We start from the raw sequence: 15,528 nt of genomic DNA, 5'->3' as shown, positions 1-15,528 counted from the left end.
GACTTTCACCACAAGGACTCACATGTCTGATCTGACGACGACGGTTCGCGAACGCGCCTACCGCATCCGCCGCTTCGCCCTGCGCATGGGCGAGGTGCAGGGCCAGGGCTACATCGGCCAGGCCCTCGGCTGGGCCGACGTGCTCGCGGTGGCCTACGGCCATGCGCTCAACTACCGCGCCGCTGACCCCGCGTGGGAAGGCCGCGACCGCTTCCTGCTCTCGCACGGGCACTACGCCATCGCCTTCTACGCGGCGCTGATCGAGGGCGGGATCATCGACGAGAGCGAACTCGAGACCTACGGCAGCGACGACAGCCGCCTGCCGATGTCGGGCATGGCCACCTACACGCCGGGCATGGAGATGTCGGGGGGCTCGCTCGGCCAGGGCCTGCCGATCGCCGTGGGCATGGCGCTCGGCCTGCGCCAGAAGAAGAACCCGGCCTTCGCCTACGTCTCGATGTCCGACGGCGAGCTCGACGAGGGCTCGGTGTGGGAGGCGGCCATGGGGGCCGCGCACCATCGGCTGGCGAACCTGATCTGCCTGGTCGACATCAACAACCAGCAGGCCGATGGCCCTTCGAGCAAGGTGCTCGGCTTCGAGCCGCTGGCCGACAAATGGGCGGCTTTCGGATGGGACGTGCAGCGCGTGGACGGCAACGACCTGCCGGCCGTGCTGAAGGCTTTCGACAAGGCGCGCGCACTGACCGAAGCGAAGCCGCGCGTGATCCTGTTCGACACCTTGATGGGCAAGGGCGTGCCCTTCCTGGAGGCGCGCGAGAAGAACCACTTCATCCGCGTCGACCCGCCCGAATGGCAGCAGGCGCTGCAGGTCCTGGACGACGACTGGTCGGCCACCACGGCAAGCGAAGGAGCCCTGGCATGAACACCGTTGTTGCGGCGGAAAAGAAGAAGCCGCGCCTGACCACCTCGGCGATGATCGCCTCGATCGCCTCCGAAGGGCAGCGCGTGAAGGCCGCGCCCTTCGGCAAGGCACTGGTCGAGCTGGCCGCCCAGCGGCCGGAGATCGTCGGCATGACGGCCGACCTGGCCAAGTACACCGACCTGCACCTGTTCGCGCAGGCCTACCCGGAGCGCTTTCACCAGATGGGCATGGCCGAGCAGCTGCTGCTCGCCGCCGCGGGGGGCATGGCCAAGGAAGGCCTGGTGCCCTTCGCGACGACCTACGCGGTGTTCGGAACGCGGCGCGCCTATGACTTCATCCACCAGGTCATCGCCGAGGAGAACCTCGACGTGAAGATGTGCTTCGCATTGCCCGGCCTGACGACCGGCTACGGCCCGAGCCACCAGGCGACCGAGGACATCGCGATGATGCGCGGCATCCCCGGGCTGACGATCGTCGACCCGTGCGACGCGCTCGACATCGAGCAGGCGGTGCCGCAGATCGCGGCGCACAAGGGGCCGGTCTACATGCGCCTCCTGCGCGGCAATGTGCCGCTGGTGCTCGACGAGTACGACTACAAGTTCCAGCTCGGCAAGGCCAGCATGCTGCGCGAGGGCAATGAGGTGCTGGTGATCTCCAGCGGCTTCATGACGATGCGCGCGCTCGAAGTGGCGCAGGACCTGGCGGCGGACAACATCGGCGTCGCGGTGCTGCACTGCCCGACGATCAAGCCGCTCGACGAGGCCGCCATCGTCGAAGCCGTTCGCTACAAGCACCGTCTGGTGGTCGTCGCGGAAAACCACTCCGTGATCGGCGGGCTGGGCGAGTCCGTCGCCAGCGCGCTGCTGCGGCACCGGGTGCAGCCGGCCGGCTTCGAGCTGGTCGGATTGCCCGACGCCTTCCTCGATGCGGGCGCATTGCCCACGCTGCACGAGCGCTACGGCATCAGCCGCGAAGCGCTGGCCGGCCGCATCCGCAAGTGGCTGGGCTGACGCCCGGGCCGCACCCTTTTTCATTCACTCAACCTCTCATTGGAGACAAAGATGCTTCTCGCAGGCAAGGTAGCCCTCATCACCGGCGGGGCCGGGCTCAACGGACTGGGTTTCGCCACCGCGCGCATGCTGGCGGCGCAAGGCGCCCGCGTGGTGATCCTCGACCTCGAACGGGCCGACCCGGCAGGCGCCGCCGCAAGGCTCGGTCCGCAGCACGTGGGCCTGGTGGCCGACGTCACGGACAAGGCCTCGTGCGAACGCGCGGCCAAGTCGGCCGTGGCGCAGTGCGGGCGGATCGACATTCTCGTCAACAACGCCGGCATCACGCAGCCGCGCAAGACCTGCGACATCACCGGCGCGGACTACGACGCGGTGCTCGACGTCAGCCTGCGCGGCACGCTCTACATGTCGCAGGCCGTGCTGCCGGCGATGCGCGAGGCCAAGGCCGGCTCGATCGTCTGCATCTCGTCCGTGTCGGCGCAGCGCGGCGGCGGCATTCTGGGCGGCCCGCACTACTCGGCGGCCAAGGCCGGCGTGCTGGGCCTGGCGCGCGCGATGGCGCGCGAATTCGGCATCGACGGCATCCGCGTCAACTGCGTCACGCCCGGCCTCATCGCGACCGACATCAACAAGGGCCTGATTCCCGATGACCGCAAGCAGGGCATCCTGGACCAGATCCCGCTCAACCGCATCGGCGAGCCCGACGACGTGGCCGGATGCGTCGTCTTCCTGGCCAGCCCGCTCGCGAAGTACTGCACCGGCGTCACGCTGGACGTCAACGGCGGCATGCTGATTCACTGAACGACGAACATCACGGAGACACGCAATGAACAAGATCCTTCATGGCGGCCTGACCCGCCGCCAATGCCTGGCCGGCACCTCGGCGCTGCCGCTGTTCACGATCCTGCCGCGGCGCGCGCATGCGGCCGAGTTCACCTACAAGCTGGCGACCGGCCAGGACCCGAGCCATCCGGTGAACAAGCGCGCGCAGGAGGCTGTCGACCGCATCAAGGCGGCGACCAACGGGCGCCTGGAGATCCGGCTGTTCCCGGCGAACCAGCTCGGCTCCGACACCGACCTGCTGGCGCAGGTGCGCAATGGGGGCGTCGAGTTCTTCAACCAGGCCAGCTCGGTGCTGTCGACCCTGGTGCCGGCGGCGGGCATCGTCAATACCGGCTTCGCCTTCACCGACTACGACCAGGTCTGGAAGGCGATGGACGGCCCGCTCGGCAAGTACGTGCGCGGCCAGATCGAGAAGGTCGGACTGCTCACGATGTCCAAGCCCTGGGACAACGGCTTCCGCCAGATCACGACGTCCACCAGGCCGATCCACACACCCGACGATCTGCGCGGGCTGAAGCTGCGCGTGCCCTCGGCGCCGATGCTGTCGACGCTGTTCACGGCCCTGGGCGCGAGCCCGACGCCGATCAACTTCAACGAGGTCTACTCGGCGCTGCAGACCCGGCTGGTCGAAGGCCAGGAGAACCCGCTGGCGATCATCGCCACGGCGCGCCTGTACGAGGTGCAGAAGTACTGCAGCCTGACCAACCACGTGTGGGACGCGTACTGGATCCTCGGCAATCGCAAGGCCGTGGACCGCCTGCCCAAGGACATCCAGGAGATCGTGTTCCGCGAGTTCGAGAAGTCCGCCAACGACGAGCGCGCCGACATCGCCGCGCTCAGCAAGTCGCTGCGCGGCGATCTGCAGGCCAAGGGCCTCCAGTTCGTCGAGCCCGACAAGAACGTGTTCAAGGCCGCCCTCGCCAAGAGCAACTTCTACAAGGACTGGCGCGGCAAGTTCGGCGAGGACGCCTGGAAGCTGCTCGAAGAAGGCGCAGGGTCGCTCGCATGAGCGCGGTGCTTGCGGCGAGTGCGGCGGCCATGCCGAGGCCGGTGTTGTCGAAGCTTGCCAACGCGATCCGTTTTCTCGCGATCGATGCGATCGTGCGCGCGGGCGAAGGGCACCAGGGCGTGCCGCTGGGCATGGCCGAGATCGCGACCGCGCTCTACACGCGGCACCTGAAGTTCCTGCCCGCCGACCCGAGCTGGCCGGACCGCGACCGCGTCGTTCTCTCGAACGGCCATGGCTCGATGCTGCTCTATGCGCTGCTGTACCTGACGGGCTACGAGGCCATCTCGATCGACGAGATACGGCGCTTCCGCGAGATGGGCTCACGCTGCGAGGGCCATCCCGAGATCGCGCCCGGGCACGGCATCGAGGTGACCACCGGGCCCTTGGGCCAGGGCATTGCCAATGCGTTCGGCATGGCGGTGGCCGAGGCCTACCTGAACGCGCGCTTCGGCAGCGGCCTGGTGGACCACCACACCTATGCCTTCGTGGGCGACGGCTGCCTGCAGGAGGGCATCGGCCAGGAGATGATCTCGCTGGCCGGCCATCTGCGCCTGGGCAAGCTGGTGCTGCTGTGGGACGACAACCGCATCACCGACGACGGCAGTACCGCGTTGTCGATCAGCGAGAACGTCGCGGAGCGTTTTCGCGTGGCCGAGTGGCATGTGGTCGAGGTCGACGGGCACGATCTCGACGCGGTGTCGGCGGCCTTGGCTGCGGCGAAGCTCGATCCCCGCCCGTCGATGATCGCCTGCCGCACCGTGATCGCGCGCGGCCTGGCACGGCTGCAGGGCAAGCGCGGCGGCCACAGCGCGCGCCTGCATTCCGAGGATGCCGACGTCGCCCGGCATGAACTCGACTGGCCCCATGCGCCGTTCGAGGTGCCCGCGCCCGTGCTGCAGGCCTGGCGCGATGCGGGGCGCCGTGGCGCCGAGGCGCACGCCGCATGGCAGGCGCGGCACGACGCGCTCGCGCCCGCGGAGCGCGCCGAATTCGACCGCGTCATCGCCGGCGACTTGCCCGACGGCTGGCGCGAGACGCTGGCGGGCTACAAGCGGCAGGCCGTCGGGTCCGCCGAATCGCCCGGCGGCATCATGATCTCGGCGGAGATCAACGACCTGCTCACGCCGGTGTTGCCCGAGCGCATGGTGGGCTGTGCCGACCGGGAGGCGCCGACCAGCCACAAGCGGCGCCTCCAGGCCTTCAGCGCTGCCGAGCGCGGTGGCGCGTACGTGCACTGCGGCGTGCGCGAACACCTGATGGGCGCCATGGCCAACGGCATGGCCGCGCATGGCGGGGTCATTCCGCTGGCCGTGACCTACCTCGCCTTCTCGGACTACGAGCGTCCCGCCATGCGCATGGCGGCGCTGATGGGCCTGCCGGTGAAGTTCGTGTTCAGCCACGACTCCATCGGGGTCGGCAAGAACGGGCCCACGCACCAGCCCGTGGAGATTCTGGCCTCGCTGCGCGCGATGCCCAACATGCTGCTGCTGCGTCCCGCGGATGCGGTCGAGGCCGCCGAGTGCTGGGAGCTCGCGCTGGAGCACCGCGGCGGCCCGGTCGCGATGGTCTTCGCGCGACAGGCGCTGCCGCTCGTGCGGCATAGCCATCAGCCCGACAACCTCTCGCGCCGCGGCGCCTACGTGCTGGCCGAAGCCGAGGGCGGCGCGCGCCAGGTGACGCTGATCTCCACCGGCTCGGAGGTGACGATCGCATTGCAGGCGCGCGAGCTCCTGCAGGCCGAGGGCGTGCCCACCGCGGTGGTGTCGATGCCTTGCTGGGAGCTCTTCGATGCGCAGGACGCGGCCTATCGAGGCGCCGTGCTGCCGCCGGGCGGCATCCGCGTGGCCGTGGAGGCTGCCGTGCGCTTCGGATGGGATCGCTACCTGGGCGAGCGCGGCGGCTTCGTCGGCATGGCCGGCTTCGGCGCGTCCGGGCCCGCCGACGAGCTCTACAGGCACTTCGGCATCGTGCCCTCGGCGGTGGTCGCCGAGGCGAAGCGATGGCTGCAACCCAGCAACGGATGAGACCCGGCATGCACAAGATCGTCTTCCTCGACCGCGCGACCATCGCGCCGCAGATCCGGCTGCGCCGCCCGGACTTCGAACACCAGTTCGTGGAGCACGCGTACACCGCGCCCGACGAGGTCGCCGAGCGGCTGGAGGGCGCGAGCATCGCCATCACCAACAAGGCGCCCATCACCGCCGCCACGCTGGAGCGGCTGCCCGCGCTGCGCCTCGTCGCAGTGGCGGCCACCGGCACCGACTGCGTCGACAAGGCCGCCTGCCAGGCACGCGGTGTGGCGGTCGTCAACATCCGCGCCTATGCCGTCCACACGGTGCCTGAGCACACCTTCGCGCTGATCCTCGCGCTGCGGCGCAACCTCGTCGCATACCGCGCATCCGTGCTCGAAGGCCGCTGGCAGCAGTCCGGTCAGTTCTGCTTCTTCGACCATCCCATCCGCGACCTCGCGGGCGCGCGGCTGGGCATCATCGGCGAAGGCGTTCTGGGCCAGCGTGTGGCCGACCTCGCCCGCGCCTTCGGCATGGAGCCGCTCTTCGCCGCCCACAAGGGCAAGAGCGGGATGGGGCCCCTGTACACCCCCTGGCAGGAGGTGCTGGAGACCAGCGACGTCATCACCCTGCATTCGCCGCTGACGAAGGACACGCGCGGCATGATCGCGATGCCCGAGTTCGAGGCCATGCGGCGCCGCCCGCTGATCGTCAACACCGCGCGCGGCGGTCTGGTCGACGAGGCCGATCTGGTGCGGGCGCTCGATGCGGGGCTCGTCAGCGGCGCCGGATTCGACGTCGTCGATGGCGAGCCGCCATCGCCCGACAACCCGCTGATGCGCGCGGCCTCACGCCCCAACGTGATCCTCACGCCGCATGTGGCATGGGCGTCGGACGAGGCACAGCAGGCGCTGGCCGATCAGCTGATGGACAACATCGGGAACTTCGTCTCCGGCAGGCCGACGAACCTGGTGCTCGGCGCCTATTGACAGGGCCGGGACAGGGCCGGCGGTGCCGCGCCCCCGGCGTTCGCCCACGAGGGCCGGGATGTGCGCTATCGTGCGGGATCGATGGGGAATGGATGATGTCAAGCGATGGGATGCGCCGCGTCAGGCTGTTCGTGCAGCGCTTCTGGCAGCCGACCGGCGCCTGCATGACCTGCATGCCGGGCAGCTGGGGCAATGTCTGGAGCCTTGCCCACTGGACGACCGCGCTGCAGACAGGTCTGGCCACCGGCATCCTGGCCGTGCTCCTGACCTTCACACCGGCGGGCAGGCTCTACGCGAACCGGTACGGCAATGCGCTGGTCGTCGGCCTGCTGACCATGCTGGGCGACGCCTACTCGCACGCGAACCACTATGACATTCCCTTTGCCGAGGCCATCGTGACAGGCGTGATCTCGGGCTTGCTGACGCTGGCGGGCTCGTACCTCTTCGAGGACCGCGCGCGGCGCCTTCGGGCGGCATGGGCGAGGTTTTCCGGATAGCTCTCCGGCAGCCGCCTCAGGGCTCGCGCGTGCCGGTGCCGGGGCGCTTCTTCTGCGCGCGCGCCTCCTTCTTCGCCCGGCGCTCGGCATCCACGAGCTGCCCGGCCGCGAGCCACTCGGCGAACTCCTGCGGCGTCTCCAGCGTGATGCGGCCCATGTTGCCGCTGCGGAACTCGTGCATCACGACCTCGGCGGCCTTCTGCAGGTTCACGCGGCCCTTGCCCAGCAGCGCGCCGCGCTTGCGGCCGATGGCTTCGAGGACCTCTTCGTCGTTGAGGCCGTCGATGGGGTCGAGCTTGAAGCGGGCCTCGATCAGGCCGGCGTAGTCGCGCTTGAGGTAGTTCAGCAGTTCCAGCGCCACCTCCTCCTCGTCGAAGGCGTTGCGGCCGATGGCGCCGCTGGCGGCCAGGTTGTAGCCGCTCTTGGCGACGATGATGCGCGGCCACAGCATGCCGGGCGTGTCCCACAGGTAGAAGTCGTCGGCCAGCGTGATGCGCTGCTCCAGCTTGGTGATGCCGGCCTCGTCGCCGGTCTTGGCCTTGCGGCTGCCGGTGAGCGTGTTGATGAGGGTGGACTTGCCGACGTTGGGAATGCCGCAGATCAGCACCCGCATGGGCTTGGCCATGCCGCCGCGCAGGGGCGAGAGCTGGTGGCAGGCCTCCACAAGTTGCCGCGCCGGCGTGGTCTGGCTGGCGTCGAGGCCGATGGCGCGCGTGGCGGGTTGGGCGTTGTAGTGCGCAAGCCAGAGCGCGGTGCGCGCGGGCTCGGCCAGGTCCTGCTTGTTGAGCACCTTGAGGCCCGGCTTGTGGCCGGTCAGCTCGGCCAGCATGGGGTTGGCGCTGGAGCCGGGCAGGCGCGCGTCGAGCAGCTCGATGACGACGTCGATGTCCTTCACGCGCTCGGCGATGGCCTTCTGGGTCAGGTGCATGTGACCGGGGAACCACTGGATGGCCATCGGGAATGTTCTTTCTCTCGCTACGGGACGGGCGTGGATTGTCGCCGGGGCCGGCGCGCGGGCGGAATCAGCCGCGGTCGACGAGGATGACCGCGCACAGGACGGCGCCCAGCACGTAGAGCAGCCAGGTCTGCGGCACCGCGTAGGGGTAGAACATCAGCGCGACGCCGAGCCACTTGGTGCGCGGGCGGGCGGCGCGCTTGCCGTAGCGGTAGGCGACGATGCCGGCGATGCCGAACAGCACGGCGCCCACGATGTAGGCCAGGCTCGGGAGTTCGAGTCCGAGCGATTGCAGCGCTTGCAGGTTGTCCATGGGCAGCCATCATGCCGCATCGGGATACCTGCATCGGCATCACACGATATCGTATCTTGCGTTATTATCTCGTCCGCTACGGGCAACCCGCCCGCGACAAGGACCACCGCCCTCCATGGACAGGCTGAAGAACTTTGGCTTCCTTCTCAAGGACCTGAGCCGCCGCTATGTGCTGCGCTTCGAGCAGCGCGCCGCGGCCATCTCGCTGACGCTAAATCAGTGCAAGGCACTGGTGCAGCTCGACAAGAACGAGGGCATCAACCAGGTGCGCCTGGCGGAGCTGACGGACGTGGAGCCGATGACGATGGTGCGCATCCTCGACCGGATGGAGACCGACCAGCTCATCGAGCGCCGGCCCGACCCGGTCGACCGGCGGGTGCGCCGCCTGTACCTCACGGACAAGGGCAAGCCGCTGGTCGCCGAAATCTGGCGTCTGGTGGAGCTCACGCGCGCCGAGATGTTCGAAGGCATCGGCGACGCGGACCGGGAGCGCTTCATGCGCGTGCTGGAGAAGCTGCACGCCAATGTGAGCGTCCTCACCGGCCAGCCGGTGGACGACCCATGCGACACGGCGCCCGCGCTCGCGGCCGCCCCGAAGGGCGCGGATGCGATCCGCGCCGAATCCAACCCAACGAACGACGACCATGGATCAATCCGAACAGAAGGCCCTCGCCCTCGCGGCCGCAAACGCGCCTGAGACACCCGACGCACCTGGCTGGCGCCGGCGCGCGCGCCTGCCGCTGATGCTGGCGGGCGTGGTGGTGGTGGCGGGCATCGCGGGCTACCTCTACCTGAGCGGCGGGCGCTTCGAGTCGACCGACGACGCCTACGTGAAGACGGCGCGCGTCTCCATCAGCGCGAACGTGGCCGGGCGCGTGGTCGAGCTGGCCGTGCACGACAACCAGGCGGTGCACACCGGCGAGCTGCTGTATCGGCTGGACGACGCGCCCTTCCGCATCGCTGTGGCGGATGCCGAGGCGCAGCTGGCCAGCGCGCGGCTGCGCGTGGGCATGCTGAAGGCCAACTACCGCCAGCGCCAGTCCGAGGAGGCATCGGCGCGCGACACGCTGGCCTTCCAGCAGAGCGAGCTCGACCGGCAGCAACGCCTGATCGGCGCGGGCATCGCCTCGCAGGCGCAGGTCGACAAGGCCCGGCACGCGCGGGACGAAGCGCGCGAAAAGGTCGCCGGCGCGGCGCAGGAGATCGGCGCGGTGGCGGCGCAGCTGGGCGGCAATCCGGCGATCGAGGCCGACCAGCATCCGGCCGTGAAGCAGGCGCAGGCGGCGCTCGACCGCGCGCGGCTCGACCTCTCCTACACGGCGGTGCGGGCGCCCAGCGACGGCGTGGTGACGCGCGTCGAGGCGCTGCAGGTGGGCAGCTACGTGAATGCCTCGGTGCCGGTGTTCGCGCTGGTCTCGACGCATGACGTGTGGCTGGAGGCGAATTTCAAGGAAGACCAGCTCGCCCACATGCGGGTCGGGCAGGAAGCCTCGGTCGAGGTCGACAGCTATCCGGGCGAGGTCTTCAAGGGCAAGGTGGCGAGCGTGAGCCCGGGCACGGGTTCGCAGTTCTCGGTGCTGCCGCCCGAGAACGCGACCGGCAACTGGGTCAAGGTGGTTCAGCGGCTTCCGGTGCGCGTGGAGCTCGCCGCGCTCGATCCGGCCTTTCCGCTGCACGGTGGCCTGAGCGCGAATGTGGAGGTGGACACGCGCTACAAGCGCCACCTGTTCGGCCCGGGCGAGGTGATGGCCGATCCGAAGGTGGCTGCGAACTGATGGGCTCGGACGCCGTCGCGCAAGGCCGGGCGGGCGACGCCTCGCACCGGCGCATCATCACGCTGCTGGTGATGCTCGCCTCGATCATGCAGGCGCTGGACAACACGATCGCCAACGTGGCGCTGCCGCGCATCCAGGGATCGCTGTCGAGCACGCAGGACCAGATGACCTGGGTGCTGACTTCGTACATCGTGGCCGCGGCGATCATGACGCCGCTGTCGGGCTGGCTGGCCGGCCGCTTCGGGCGCAAGCGCATCTTCCTCATCTCGATCTTCGGCTTCACGGTGGCCTCGGCGCTGTGCGGGCTGGCGCAGTCGCTGCCGGAGATCGTGGTCGCGCGGCTGCTGCAGGGGCTCTGCGGGGCGGCGCTGATTCCGATGTCGCAGGCGGTGCTGCTGGACATCAACCCGCCCGAGCACCACGGGCGCGCGATGGGCATCTGGGTGATGGGCGTGACGATCGGCCCCATCCTCGGCCCCGCCCTGGGCGGCTGGCTGACGGAGAACTACAGCTGGCGCTGGGTCTTCTTCATCAACGTGCCCTTCGGCATCGTCTGCTTCTTCGGCATCCTCGCCTTCATGCACGAGACGGTGCTGCGCAAGTCGCGCTTCGACCTGTTCGGCTTCGCGGCGCTGAGCCTGGCCGTCGGCGCCTTCCAGCTCATGCTGGACCGGGGCCAGACGCTCGACTGGTTCAACTCGATGGAGATCATGGTCGAGGCGGGGGTCGCGGGCCTGGCGCTGTACCTGTTCGTGGTGCACATGCTGACGACGACGCAGGCGCCCTTCGTGAGCCCGGCGCTCTTCAAGGACCGCAATTTCCTCACCGGCAATCTCTTCATCTTCATCGTCGGCGTGGTGCTGTTCGCCACGCTCGCCCTGCTGCCGCCGCTGCTGCAGGGGCTGATGAACTACCCGGTGGTGCTGACGGGGCTGGTGACCGCGCCGCGCGGCGTGGGCACGCTGCTGGCCATGGTGGTGGTCAGCCGGCTGATGGGGCGGATGGACACGCGCTACATCATCGCCGCCGGCTTCGCGATGACGGGCATCTCGCTGTGGCAGATGACGCATTTCTCGCTGGAGATGGACAGCAGCGTGGTGATCTGGTCCGGCCTGCTGCAGGGCTTCGGCACCGGCTTCGTGTATGTGCCGCTGGCGGCGATCACCTTCGCGACGCTGTCGCCGGCGCTGCGCAACGAGGGCACGGCCGTCTTCAGCCTGGTGCGCAACATCGGCAGCAGCATCGGGATCTCGGTGGTGACGACGCTGCTGACGCGCAACATGCAGATCATGCACTCGCGCCTGGCCGAGCACATCACGCCCTACGGCGATGCGCTGACGGCGCCGGCCACGCAAGCGCTCGCCTCGCCCACGGGCCTGGCGAAGCTCGAAGGCCTGGTGAGCCAGCAGGCCGCCATGATTGCCTACAACAACGATTTCAAACTGATGATGGTGCTCACCTTCTGTGCCGTTCCGCTGGTGGCGCTGCTGCGCCGCGCCAAGGCGGCGAAGAATGCCGAGCCCGTGGTGATCGAATGAACAAGACAAGCCTCTCCAGGACCCTGGCACTCGCGCTGGCCGCGATGGCGGCCGCCGGCTGCACCGCCGTCGGCCCCGACTTCCGGCGCCCCGACGCGCCGGCGGTGCAGCGGTACACGGCCGAGCCGCTGAAGCTCGAATCCGCCGCCGCCGGCAACGACGCGCAGGCGCAGGCGCAGCATCTCGCGCCCGGCGAGGCGCTCGCGCCGCAGTGGTGGCGGCTGTTCCATTCCGGCGCCGTCGACGGCATCGTGGAGCGCGCGCTGGCCGGCAACCGCACGCTGACGGCCGCGGCGGCGTCGCTGGCCCAGGCGCAGGAGCTGGCGAATGCGCAGGCCGGCACGCTCGCGCCGCAGGTCGGCCTCTCGGCCAGCGCGGGCCGGCAGAAGCTCGGCGCGGCCTCGCTGGGCGACTTCAGCCTGCCGCCCTTCACCTACTTCGCGGTCGGCCCGACGGTGAGCTACACGCTGGACTACACGGGCGGCGAACGCCGCTCGGTCGAGCAGCAGCAGGCGCTCGCGGAGTACCGGCAGCATCAGCTCGAGGCCGCGCGGCTGGCGGTGACCGGCAACACCCTGACGCAGGCGCTGCGCATCGCCTCGCTGCGCGCGCAGATCGCCACGGTGGAGAGCCTGCTCGAGCGCGACCGGGAGAACCTGAAGCTGGTGCAGGTGGCCTTCGACGCCGGTTCGGTGGCGCGGCTGGACATCGTGAGCGCGCAGACCCAGCTGGCCGCGGACCAGACGCTGCTGCCGCCGCTGCGCCAGCAGCTGAGCGTGGCGCGGCATGCGCTGGCGGTGCTCATGGGCGCCGCGCCGGCCGCCGCGGCGCTGCCGGATCTCGACCTGGCCGAGCTGGCGCTGCCGATGCGGCTGCCGCTGAGCGTGCCTTCCGAACTGGCACGCCGGCGCCCGGACATCCTGGCGGCCGAGGCGCAGTTGCATGCGAGCACGGCCGCGGTCGGGGTGGCGGAAGGCAACCTGTACCCGCACATCGACATCACGGCTTCGGCGGGCACGCAGGCCGGTGTGTTCGGACATCTCTTCGACCGCTCGGCAGGCGTCTTCAGTCTCGCCGGCGGGCTGGTCGCGCCGCTGTTCGACGGCGGCACCCTGCGCGCGCAGAAGCGCGCGGCGGTGGAGGCGATGCACGCGAACGCGGCCAACTACGAGCAGACGGTGCTGGAGGCCTTCGGGCAGGTGGCCGATTCGCTGCAGGCGCTGGAGCACGGCGCCGAAGAGCTGCAGGCGCATGCGCGGGCGCAGGATGCCGCGCGCGACGACGTGGCGCTCACGCGGCGCAGCTACCAGGAGGGCAATGTCGGGGTGCTGCAGGTGCTCGACGCCGAGCGCCGCTACCAGCAGGCGCGGCTCGGTTTCGTGCGGGCCCAGGGGCAGCGCTACATCGACACGGTGCAGCTCTTCCTGGCCCTGGGCGGCGCGGGCCCCGGCACGCGCGGCTGAGGCGCGCGAGCCCCTCGTTCTGTTACAGCAACGCGGGCTGGCCTCCTGCAGAATCCACCGAGCCGGCCGACCGGCGCATCGGGGGAAGAACATGCAAGCTTCAGTGCTCAGGCAGCGCGATGGCGTTGCGGTGGACAAGGCGGCCATCGAGGCCTTCAGACATGATTTCCGCGGCCAGGTGTTCCTGCCGGACGATGCCGGCTACGACGCGGCGCGCCGCATCTGGAACGCCAGCATCGACAAGCACCCCGGCCTGATTGCCCGATGTTCGGATGCGGCGGACGTCGTTCGCGCCGTGAACTTCGCGCGCGCGAAGCAGCTGCGGGTCGCGATCCGGGGCGGCGGTCACAACGTCGCCGGCCGGGCGCTCTGCGACGACGGCATCGTGATCGATCTCTCGGCGATGAACCGGGTCGAGGTCGACGCCGAATTCCAGACGGTGCGCGCGCAGGCGGGCGCGCTGCTGGGCGACATCGACCGCGCGGCGCATGCGCACGGCCTGGCGGTGCCGGCCGGCGTGGTGTCGAAGACCGGCATCGCGGGGCTGACGCTGGGCGGCGGCGTCGGCTGGCTGGTGCGCAAGTACGGCCTGAGCTGCGACAACCTGATCTCCTGCGACGTGGTCACGGCCGAGGGCGAGCTGATCACCGCGAGCGAGGAGTTCAACGAGGACCTGTTCTGGGGGCTGCGCGGCGGCGGCGGGAATTTCGGCGTCGTGACCTCCTTCCTCTTCCGCGCGCATCCGGTCTCGACCGTGCTGGGCGGGCTGATCCTCTTTCCGCGCGAGCAGGCCGGCGCCTTCCTTCGCCACTTCCGGGGCTTCATGGCAACGGCGCCGGAAGAGCTGACGGCCTATGCGGGCCTGATATCGACGCCCGACGGCGTGCCGGTGGTGGGCGCGATCGCCTGCTACTGCGGCGACCCGGCCGAAGGCGAGCGGGTGCTTGCGCCGCTGCGCGGCTTCGGCCCGCCGATCGTCGACGCGATCCAGCCGATCCCCTTCCCGATGATGCAGAAGCTGCTGGACGACGCGTTTCCAGACGGGACCTTCAACTACTGGAAGTCCACCTTCCTGCGCGAGCTCAGCGACGAGGCCATCGACCTCATGGTGGCGCATGCGAACCGGGCGGCCTCGCCGCTGTCGGGCGTCGTGCTCGAGTTCTATGGCGGCGCGCCGGGCCGGATCGGCGATGCCGATACGGCCTTCGCCCAGCGGCAGGCGGTCTACAACGTCGGGATCATGGCGCAGTGGACGGATGCGGCCGGCGCGGAGGGCCATATCGGCTGGACGCGGGCGCTGTACGACGCCTTGCAGCCGTATTCCAACGGCAGCTCATTGCTGAACTTCCTCAGCGAGGACAACGCAGAGGTGGTGCGGGCGGCGTTCGGGCGCAATCATGCGCGGCTGGTCGAGCTGAAGACCAAGTACGACCCGACGAACTTCTTCGCCCTGAACCAGAACGTGGCGCCGCGCGGCTGATCCGGGCCGCGCGTCACGGGGCGCGGAAGTAGACGCGCGCCAGGAAGATGCCCTCCGAGCGGTGCTCGCTGAAGCGCCACCGGTTGTGGTCGCAGATGCGCCGCACGATCTCCAGTCCGTAGCCGTGGCCGGGCGGGGAAGCGACGCTCGCGTTCGAGAGGGGGTTGCGGATCTCCACCACTCCCGGGCCCAGGCAGACGATGACCTGCCCCGTTCCATGGACGAGCGCGTTCTGCAGGAGATTGCCCAGGACCATCTCGATCATGGGCGCATGGCCGACGGCGGCCGCGCCGGCGTCGCCACCGATGGCGACGTGCGGCGCACCGGGCCGGCCCGCGCGGGTGAACTTCTCGACGTACTTCTCGACGGCCGGGCCCAGCGCGACGACGGCCACGGCGGCCTCGCCGGCCTGGCCCTCTTCGCGGCCGAGCTGGAGAAAGGTCTCGACGACGGTCTCGATCTCGCGGCAGGCCTGGTCGATGCGCGCGAGGTTGCGCGCGCGCTTTTCCTGGCCGCAGTCGGGCAAGGTGACGACGGACAGCGCGTTGCGGGCGATCGCCAGGGGGGTGCGCAGTTCATGGCTGACGTGCCGCGTGAAGCAGGCTTCGCGCCGGATCGCCGCATGCAGCCTGCGCGCGGGCACGATGGCGAGCATGCCCGCCGCGCTGATGACCAGGCCCGCCAAAGCGCCGACGAGGGCAAGGACGAAGCTGCGCCGCTCGCCCAGCGGACTGAACTTCGACGCATCGAGCACCATCACCAAA

15 protein-coding genes are annotated in these 15,528 nt (G+C 69.7%); 12 read left to right on the top strand and 3 right to left on the bottom strand.

Annotated features, from left to right (window positions below):
• Nucleotides 1–22 precede the first annotated feature (22 nt).
• From AC1DNF_RS14640 to AC1DNF_RS14610, 7 genes are all read left to right on the top strand, one after another.
• A complete protein-coding gene (locus AC1DNF_RS14640) occupies nt 23–883 on the top strand; it encodes a transketolase (protein WP_478149328.1) in 861 nt (286 codons plus the stop codon).
• Nucleotides 880–1,893: a transketolase family protein gene (locus AC1DNF_RS14635; protein WP_478149327.1), complete on the top strand. Its 1,014-nt coding sequence runs from the start codon at nt 880–882 to the stop codon at nt 1,891–1,893. Before AC1DNF_RS14640 ends, AC1DNF_RS14635 begins: the two co-directional genes overlap by 4 nt.
• A gap of 51 nt (nt 1,894–1,944) precedes the next feature.
• Nucleotides 1,945–2,694, top strand: coding sequence for an SDR family NAD(P)-dependent oxidoreductase (locus AC1DNF_RS14630; RefSeq protein ID WP_478149326.1), 750 nt, complete (start codon nt 1,945–1,947; stop codon nt 2,692–2,694).
• A gap of 25 nt (nt 2,695–2,719) precedes the next feature.
• The gene (locus tag AC1DNF_RS14625) at nt 2,720–3,745 is read left to right on the top strand and encodes a TRAP transporter substrate-binding protein (RefSeq protein WP_478149325.1); all 1,026 of its coding nucleotides are present in this window, start codon (nt 2,720–2,722) and stop codon (nt 3,743–3,745) included.
• Entirely contained in the window at nt 3,742–5,769 is a 2,028-nt protein-coding gene (tkt, locus tag AC1DNF_RS14620) for a transketolase (protein WP_478149324.1), read from the top strand. The genes AC1DNF_RS14625 and tkt overlap by 4 nt, the downstream gene beginning before the upstream one ends.
• A gap of 8 nt (nt 5,770–5,777) precedes the next feature.
• Nucleotides 5,778–6,743 (top strand): D-2-hydroxyacid dehydrogenase, encoded by a 966-nt coding sequence (locus AC1DNF_RS14615; RefSeq protein ID WP_478149323.1) that lies wholly within the window; start codon nt 5,778–5,780, stop codon nt 6,741–6,743.
• Between the two features lie 95 nt (nt 6,744–6,838).
• The gene (locus tag AC1DNF_RS14610; protein ID WP_478149384.1) at nt 6,839–7,240 is read left to right on the top strand and encodes a hypothetical protein; all 402 of its coding nucleotides are present in this window, start codon (nt 6,839–6,841) and stop codon (nt 7,238–7,240) included.
• 16 nt (nt 7,241–7,256) lie between these two features.
• On the opposite strand, the gene ylqF is transcribed toward AC1DNF_RS14610, so the two are convergent.
• Together ylqF and AC1DNF_RS14600 are read right to left on the bottom strand one after the other, a co-directional pair.
• Nucleotides 7,257–8,195, bottom strand: coding sequence for a ribosome biogenesis GTPase YlqF (ylqF, locus tag AC1DNF_RS14605; RefSeq protein ID WP_478149322.1), 939 nt, complete (start codon nt 8,193–8,195; stop codon nt 7,257–7,259).
• A 67-nt stretch (nt 8,196–8,262) separates the two neighbouring features.
• The gene (locus AC1DNF_RS14600; RefSeq protein WP_478149321.1) at nt 8,263–8,508 is read right to left on the bottom strand and encodes a hypothetical protein; all 246 of its coding nucleotides are present in this window, start codon (nt 8,506–8,508) and stop codon (nt 8,263–8,265) included.
• 115 nt (nt 8,509–8,623) lie between these two features.
• On the opposite strand from AC1DNF_RS14600, the gene AC1DNF_RS14595 reads away from it, so the two are divergent.
• The 5 genes from AC1DNF_RS14595 (at nt 8,624) to AC1DNF_RS14575 (ending at nt 14,764) form a co-directional block, all read left to right on the top strand.
• On the top strand, nt 8,624–9,205 hold the full coding sequence (locus tag AC1DNF_RS14595; protein WP_478149320.1) for a MarR family winged helix-turn-helix transcriptional regulator: 582 nt from the start codon (nt 8,624–8,626) through the stop codon (nt 9,203–9,205).
• Nucleotides 9,153–10,283 carry an HlyD family secretion protein gene (locus AC1DNF_RS14590; protein WP_478149319.1) on the top strand — a complete coding sequence of 377 codons (1,131 nt, stop codon included), beginning with the start codon at nt 9,153–9,155 and terminating at the stop codon, nt 10,281–10,283. Before AC1DNF_RS14595 ends, AC1DNF_RS14590 begins: the two co-directional genes overlap by 53 nt.
• Nucleotides 10,283–11,821 (top strand): MDR family MFS transporter, encoded by a 1,539-nt coding sequence (locus tag AC1DNF_RS14585; protein WP_478149318.1) that lies wholly within the window; start codon nt 10,283–10,285, stop codon nt 11,819–11,821. Before AC1DNF_RS14590 ends, AC1DNF_RS14585 begins: the two co-directional genes overlap by 1 nt.
• Complete coding sequence (locus AC1DNF_RS14580) at nt 11,818–13,284, top strand: efflux transporter outer membrane subunit (protein ID WP_478149317.1); 1,467 nt, start codon at nt 11,818–11,820, stop codon at nt 13,282–13,284. Before AC1DNF_RS14585 ends, AC1DNF_RS14580 begins: the two co-directional genes overlap by 4 nt.
• A gap of 91 nt (nt 13,285–13,375) precedes the next feature.
• Nucleotides 13,376–14,764: an FAD-binding oxidoreductase gene (locus AC1DNF_RS14575; protein WP_478149316.1), complete on the top strand. Its 1,389-nt coding sequence runs from the start codon at nt 13,376–13,378 to the stop codon at nt 14,762–14,764.
• A gap of 13 nt (nt 14,765–14,777) precedes the next feature.
• On the opposite strand, the gene AC1DNF_RS14570 is transcribed toward AC1DNF_RS14575, so the two are convergent.
• The gene (locus AC1DNF_RS14570; RefSeq protein WP_478149383.1) at nt 14,778–15,521 is read right to left on the bottom strand and encodes a histidine kinase dimerization/phospho-acceptor domain-containing protein; all 744 of its coding nucleotides are present in this window, start codon (nt 15,519–15,521) and stop codon (nt 14,778–14,780) included.
• Between the last annotated feature and the right edge of the window lie 7 nt (nt 15,522–15,528).

The organism is Variovorax sp. 01T432, from assembly GCF_056398605.1.
This window is presented reverse-complemented; position numbering and strand designations above follow the sequence as displayed.

Bases quoted from the DNA above. Each gene is read 5' to 3' on its own strand.
- AC1DNF_RS14630 (WP_478149326.1), top strand. From the start codon at position 1,945: ATGCTTCTCGCAGGCAAGGTAGCCCTCATCACCGGCGGGGCCGGGCTC.
- AC1DNF_RS14575 (WP_478149316.1), top strand. From the start codon at position 13,376: ATGCAAGCTTCAGTGCTCAGGCAGCGCGATGGCGTTGCGGTGGACAAG.
- AC1DNF_RS14590 (WP_478149319.1), top strand. From the start codon at position 9,153: ATGGATCAATCCGAACAGAAGGCCCTCGCCCTCGCGGCCGCAAACGCG.
- AC1DNF_RS14635 (WP_478149327.1), top strand. From the start codon at position 880: ATGAACACCGTTGTTGCGGCGGAAAAGAAGAAGCCGCGCCTGACCACC.
- ylqF (WP_478149322.1), bottom strand. From the start codon at position 8,195: ATGGCCATCCAGTGGTTCCCCGGTCACATGCACCTGACCCAGAAGGCC.
- AC1DNF_RS14595 (WP_478149320.1), top strand. From the start codon at position 8,624: ATGGACAGGCTGAAGAACTTTGGCTTCCTTCTCAAGGACCTGAGCCGC.
- AC1DNF_RS14640 (WP_478149328.1), top strand. From the start codon at position 23: ATGTCTGATCTGACGACGACGGTTCGCGAACGCGCCTACCGCATCCGC.
- AC1DNF_RS14585 (WP_478149318.1), top strand. From the start codon at position 10,283: ATGGGCTCGGACGCCGTCGCGCAAGGCCGGGCGGGCGACGCCTCGCAC.
- AC1DNF_RS14570 (WP_478149383.1), bottom strand. From the start codon at position 15,521: ATGGTGCTCGATGCGTCGAAGTTCAGTCCGCTGGGCGAGCGGCGCAGC.
- AC1DNF_RS14625 (WP_478149325.1), top strand. From the start codon at position 2,720: ATGAACAAGATCCTTCATGGCGGCCTGACCCGCCGCCAATGCCTGGCC.
- AC1DNF_RS14580 (WP_478149317.1), top strand. From the start codon at position 11,818: ATGAACAAGACAAGCCTCTCCAGGACCCTGGCACTCGCGCTGGCCGCG.
- AC1DNF_RS14615 (WP_478149323.1), top strand. From the start codon at position 5,778: ATGCACAAGATCGTCTTCCTCGACCGCGCGACCATCGCGCCGCAGATC.
- AC1DNF_RS14600 (WP_478149321.1), bottom strand. From the start codon at position 8,508: ATGGACAACCTGCAAGCGCTGCAATCGCTCGGACTCGAACTCCCGAGC.
- tkt (WP_478149324.1), top strand. From the start codon at position 3,742: ATGAGCGCGGTGCTTGCGGCGAGTGCGGCGGCCATGCCGAGGCCGGTG.
- AC1DNF_RS14610 (WP_478149384.1), top strand. From the start codon at position 6,839: ATGTCAAGCGATGGGATGCGCCGCGTCAGGCTGTTCGTGCAGCGCTTC.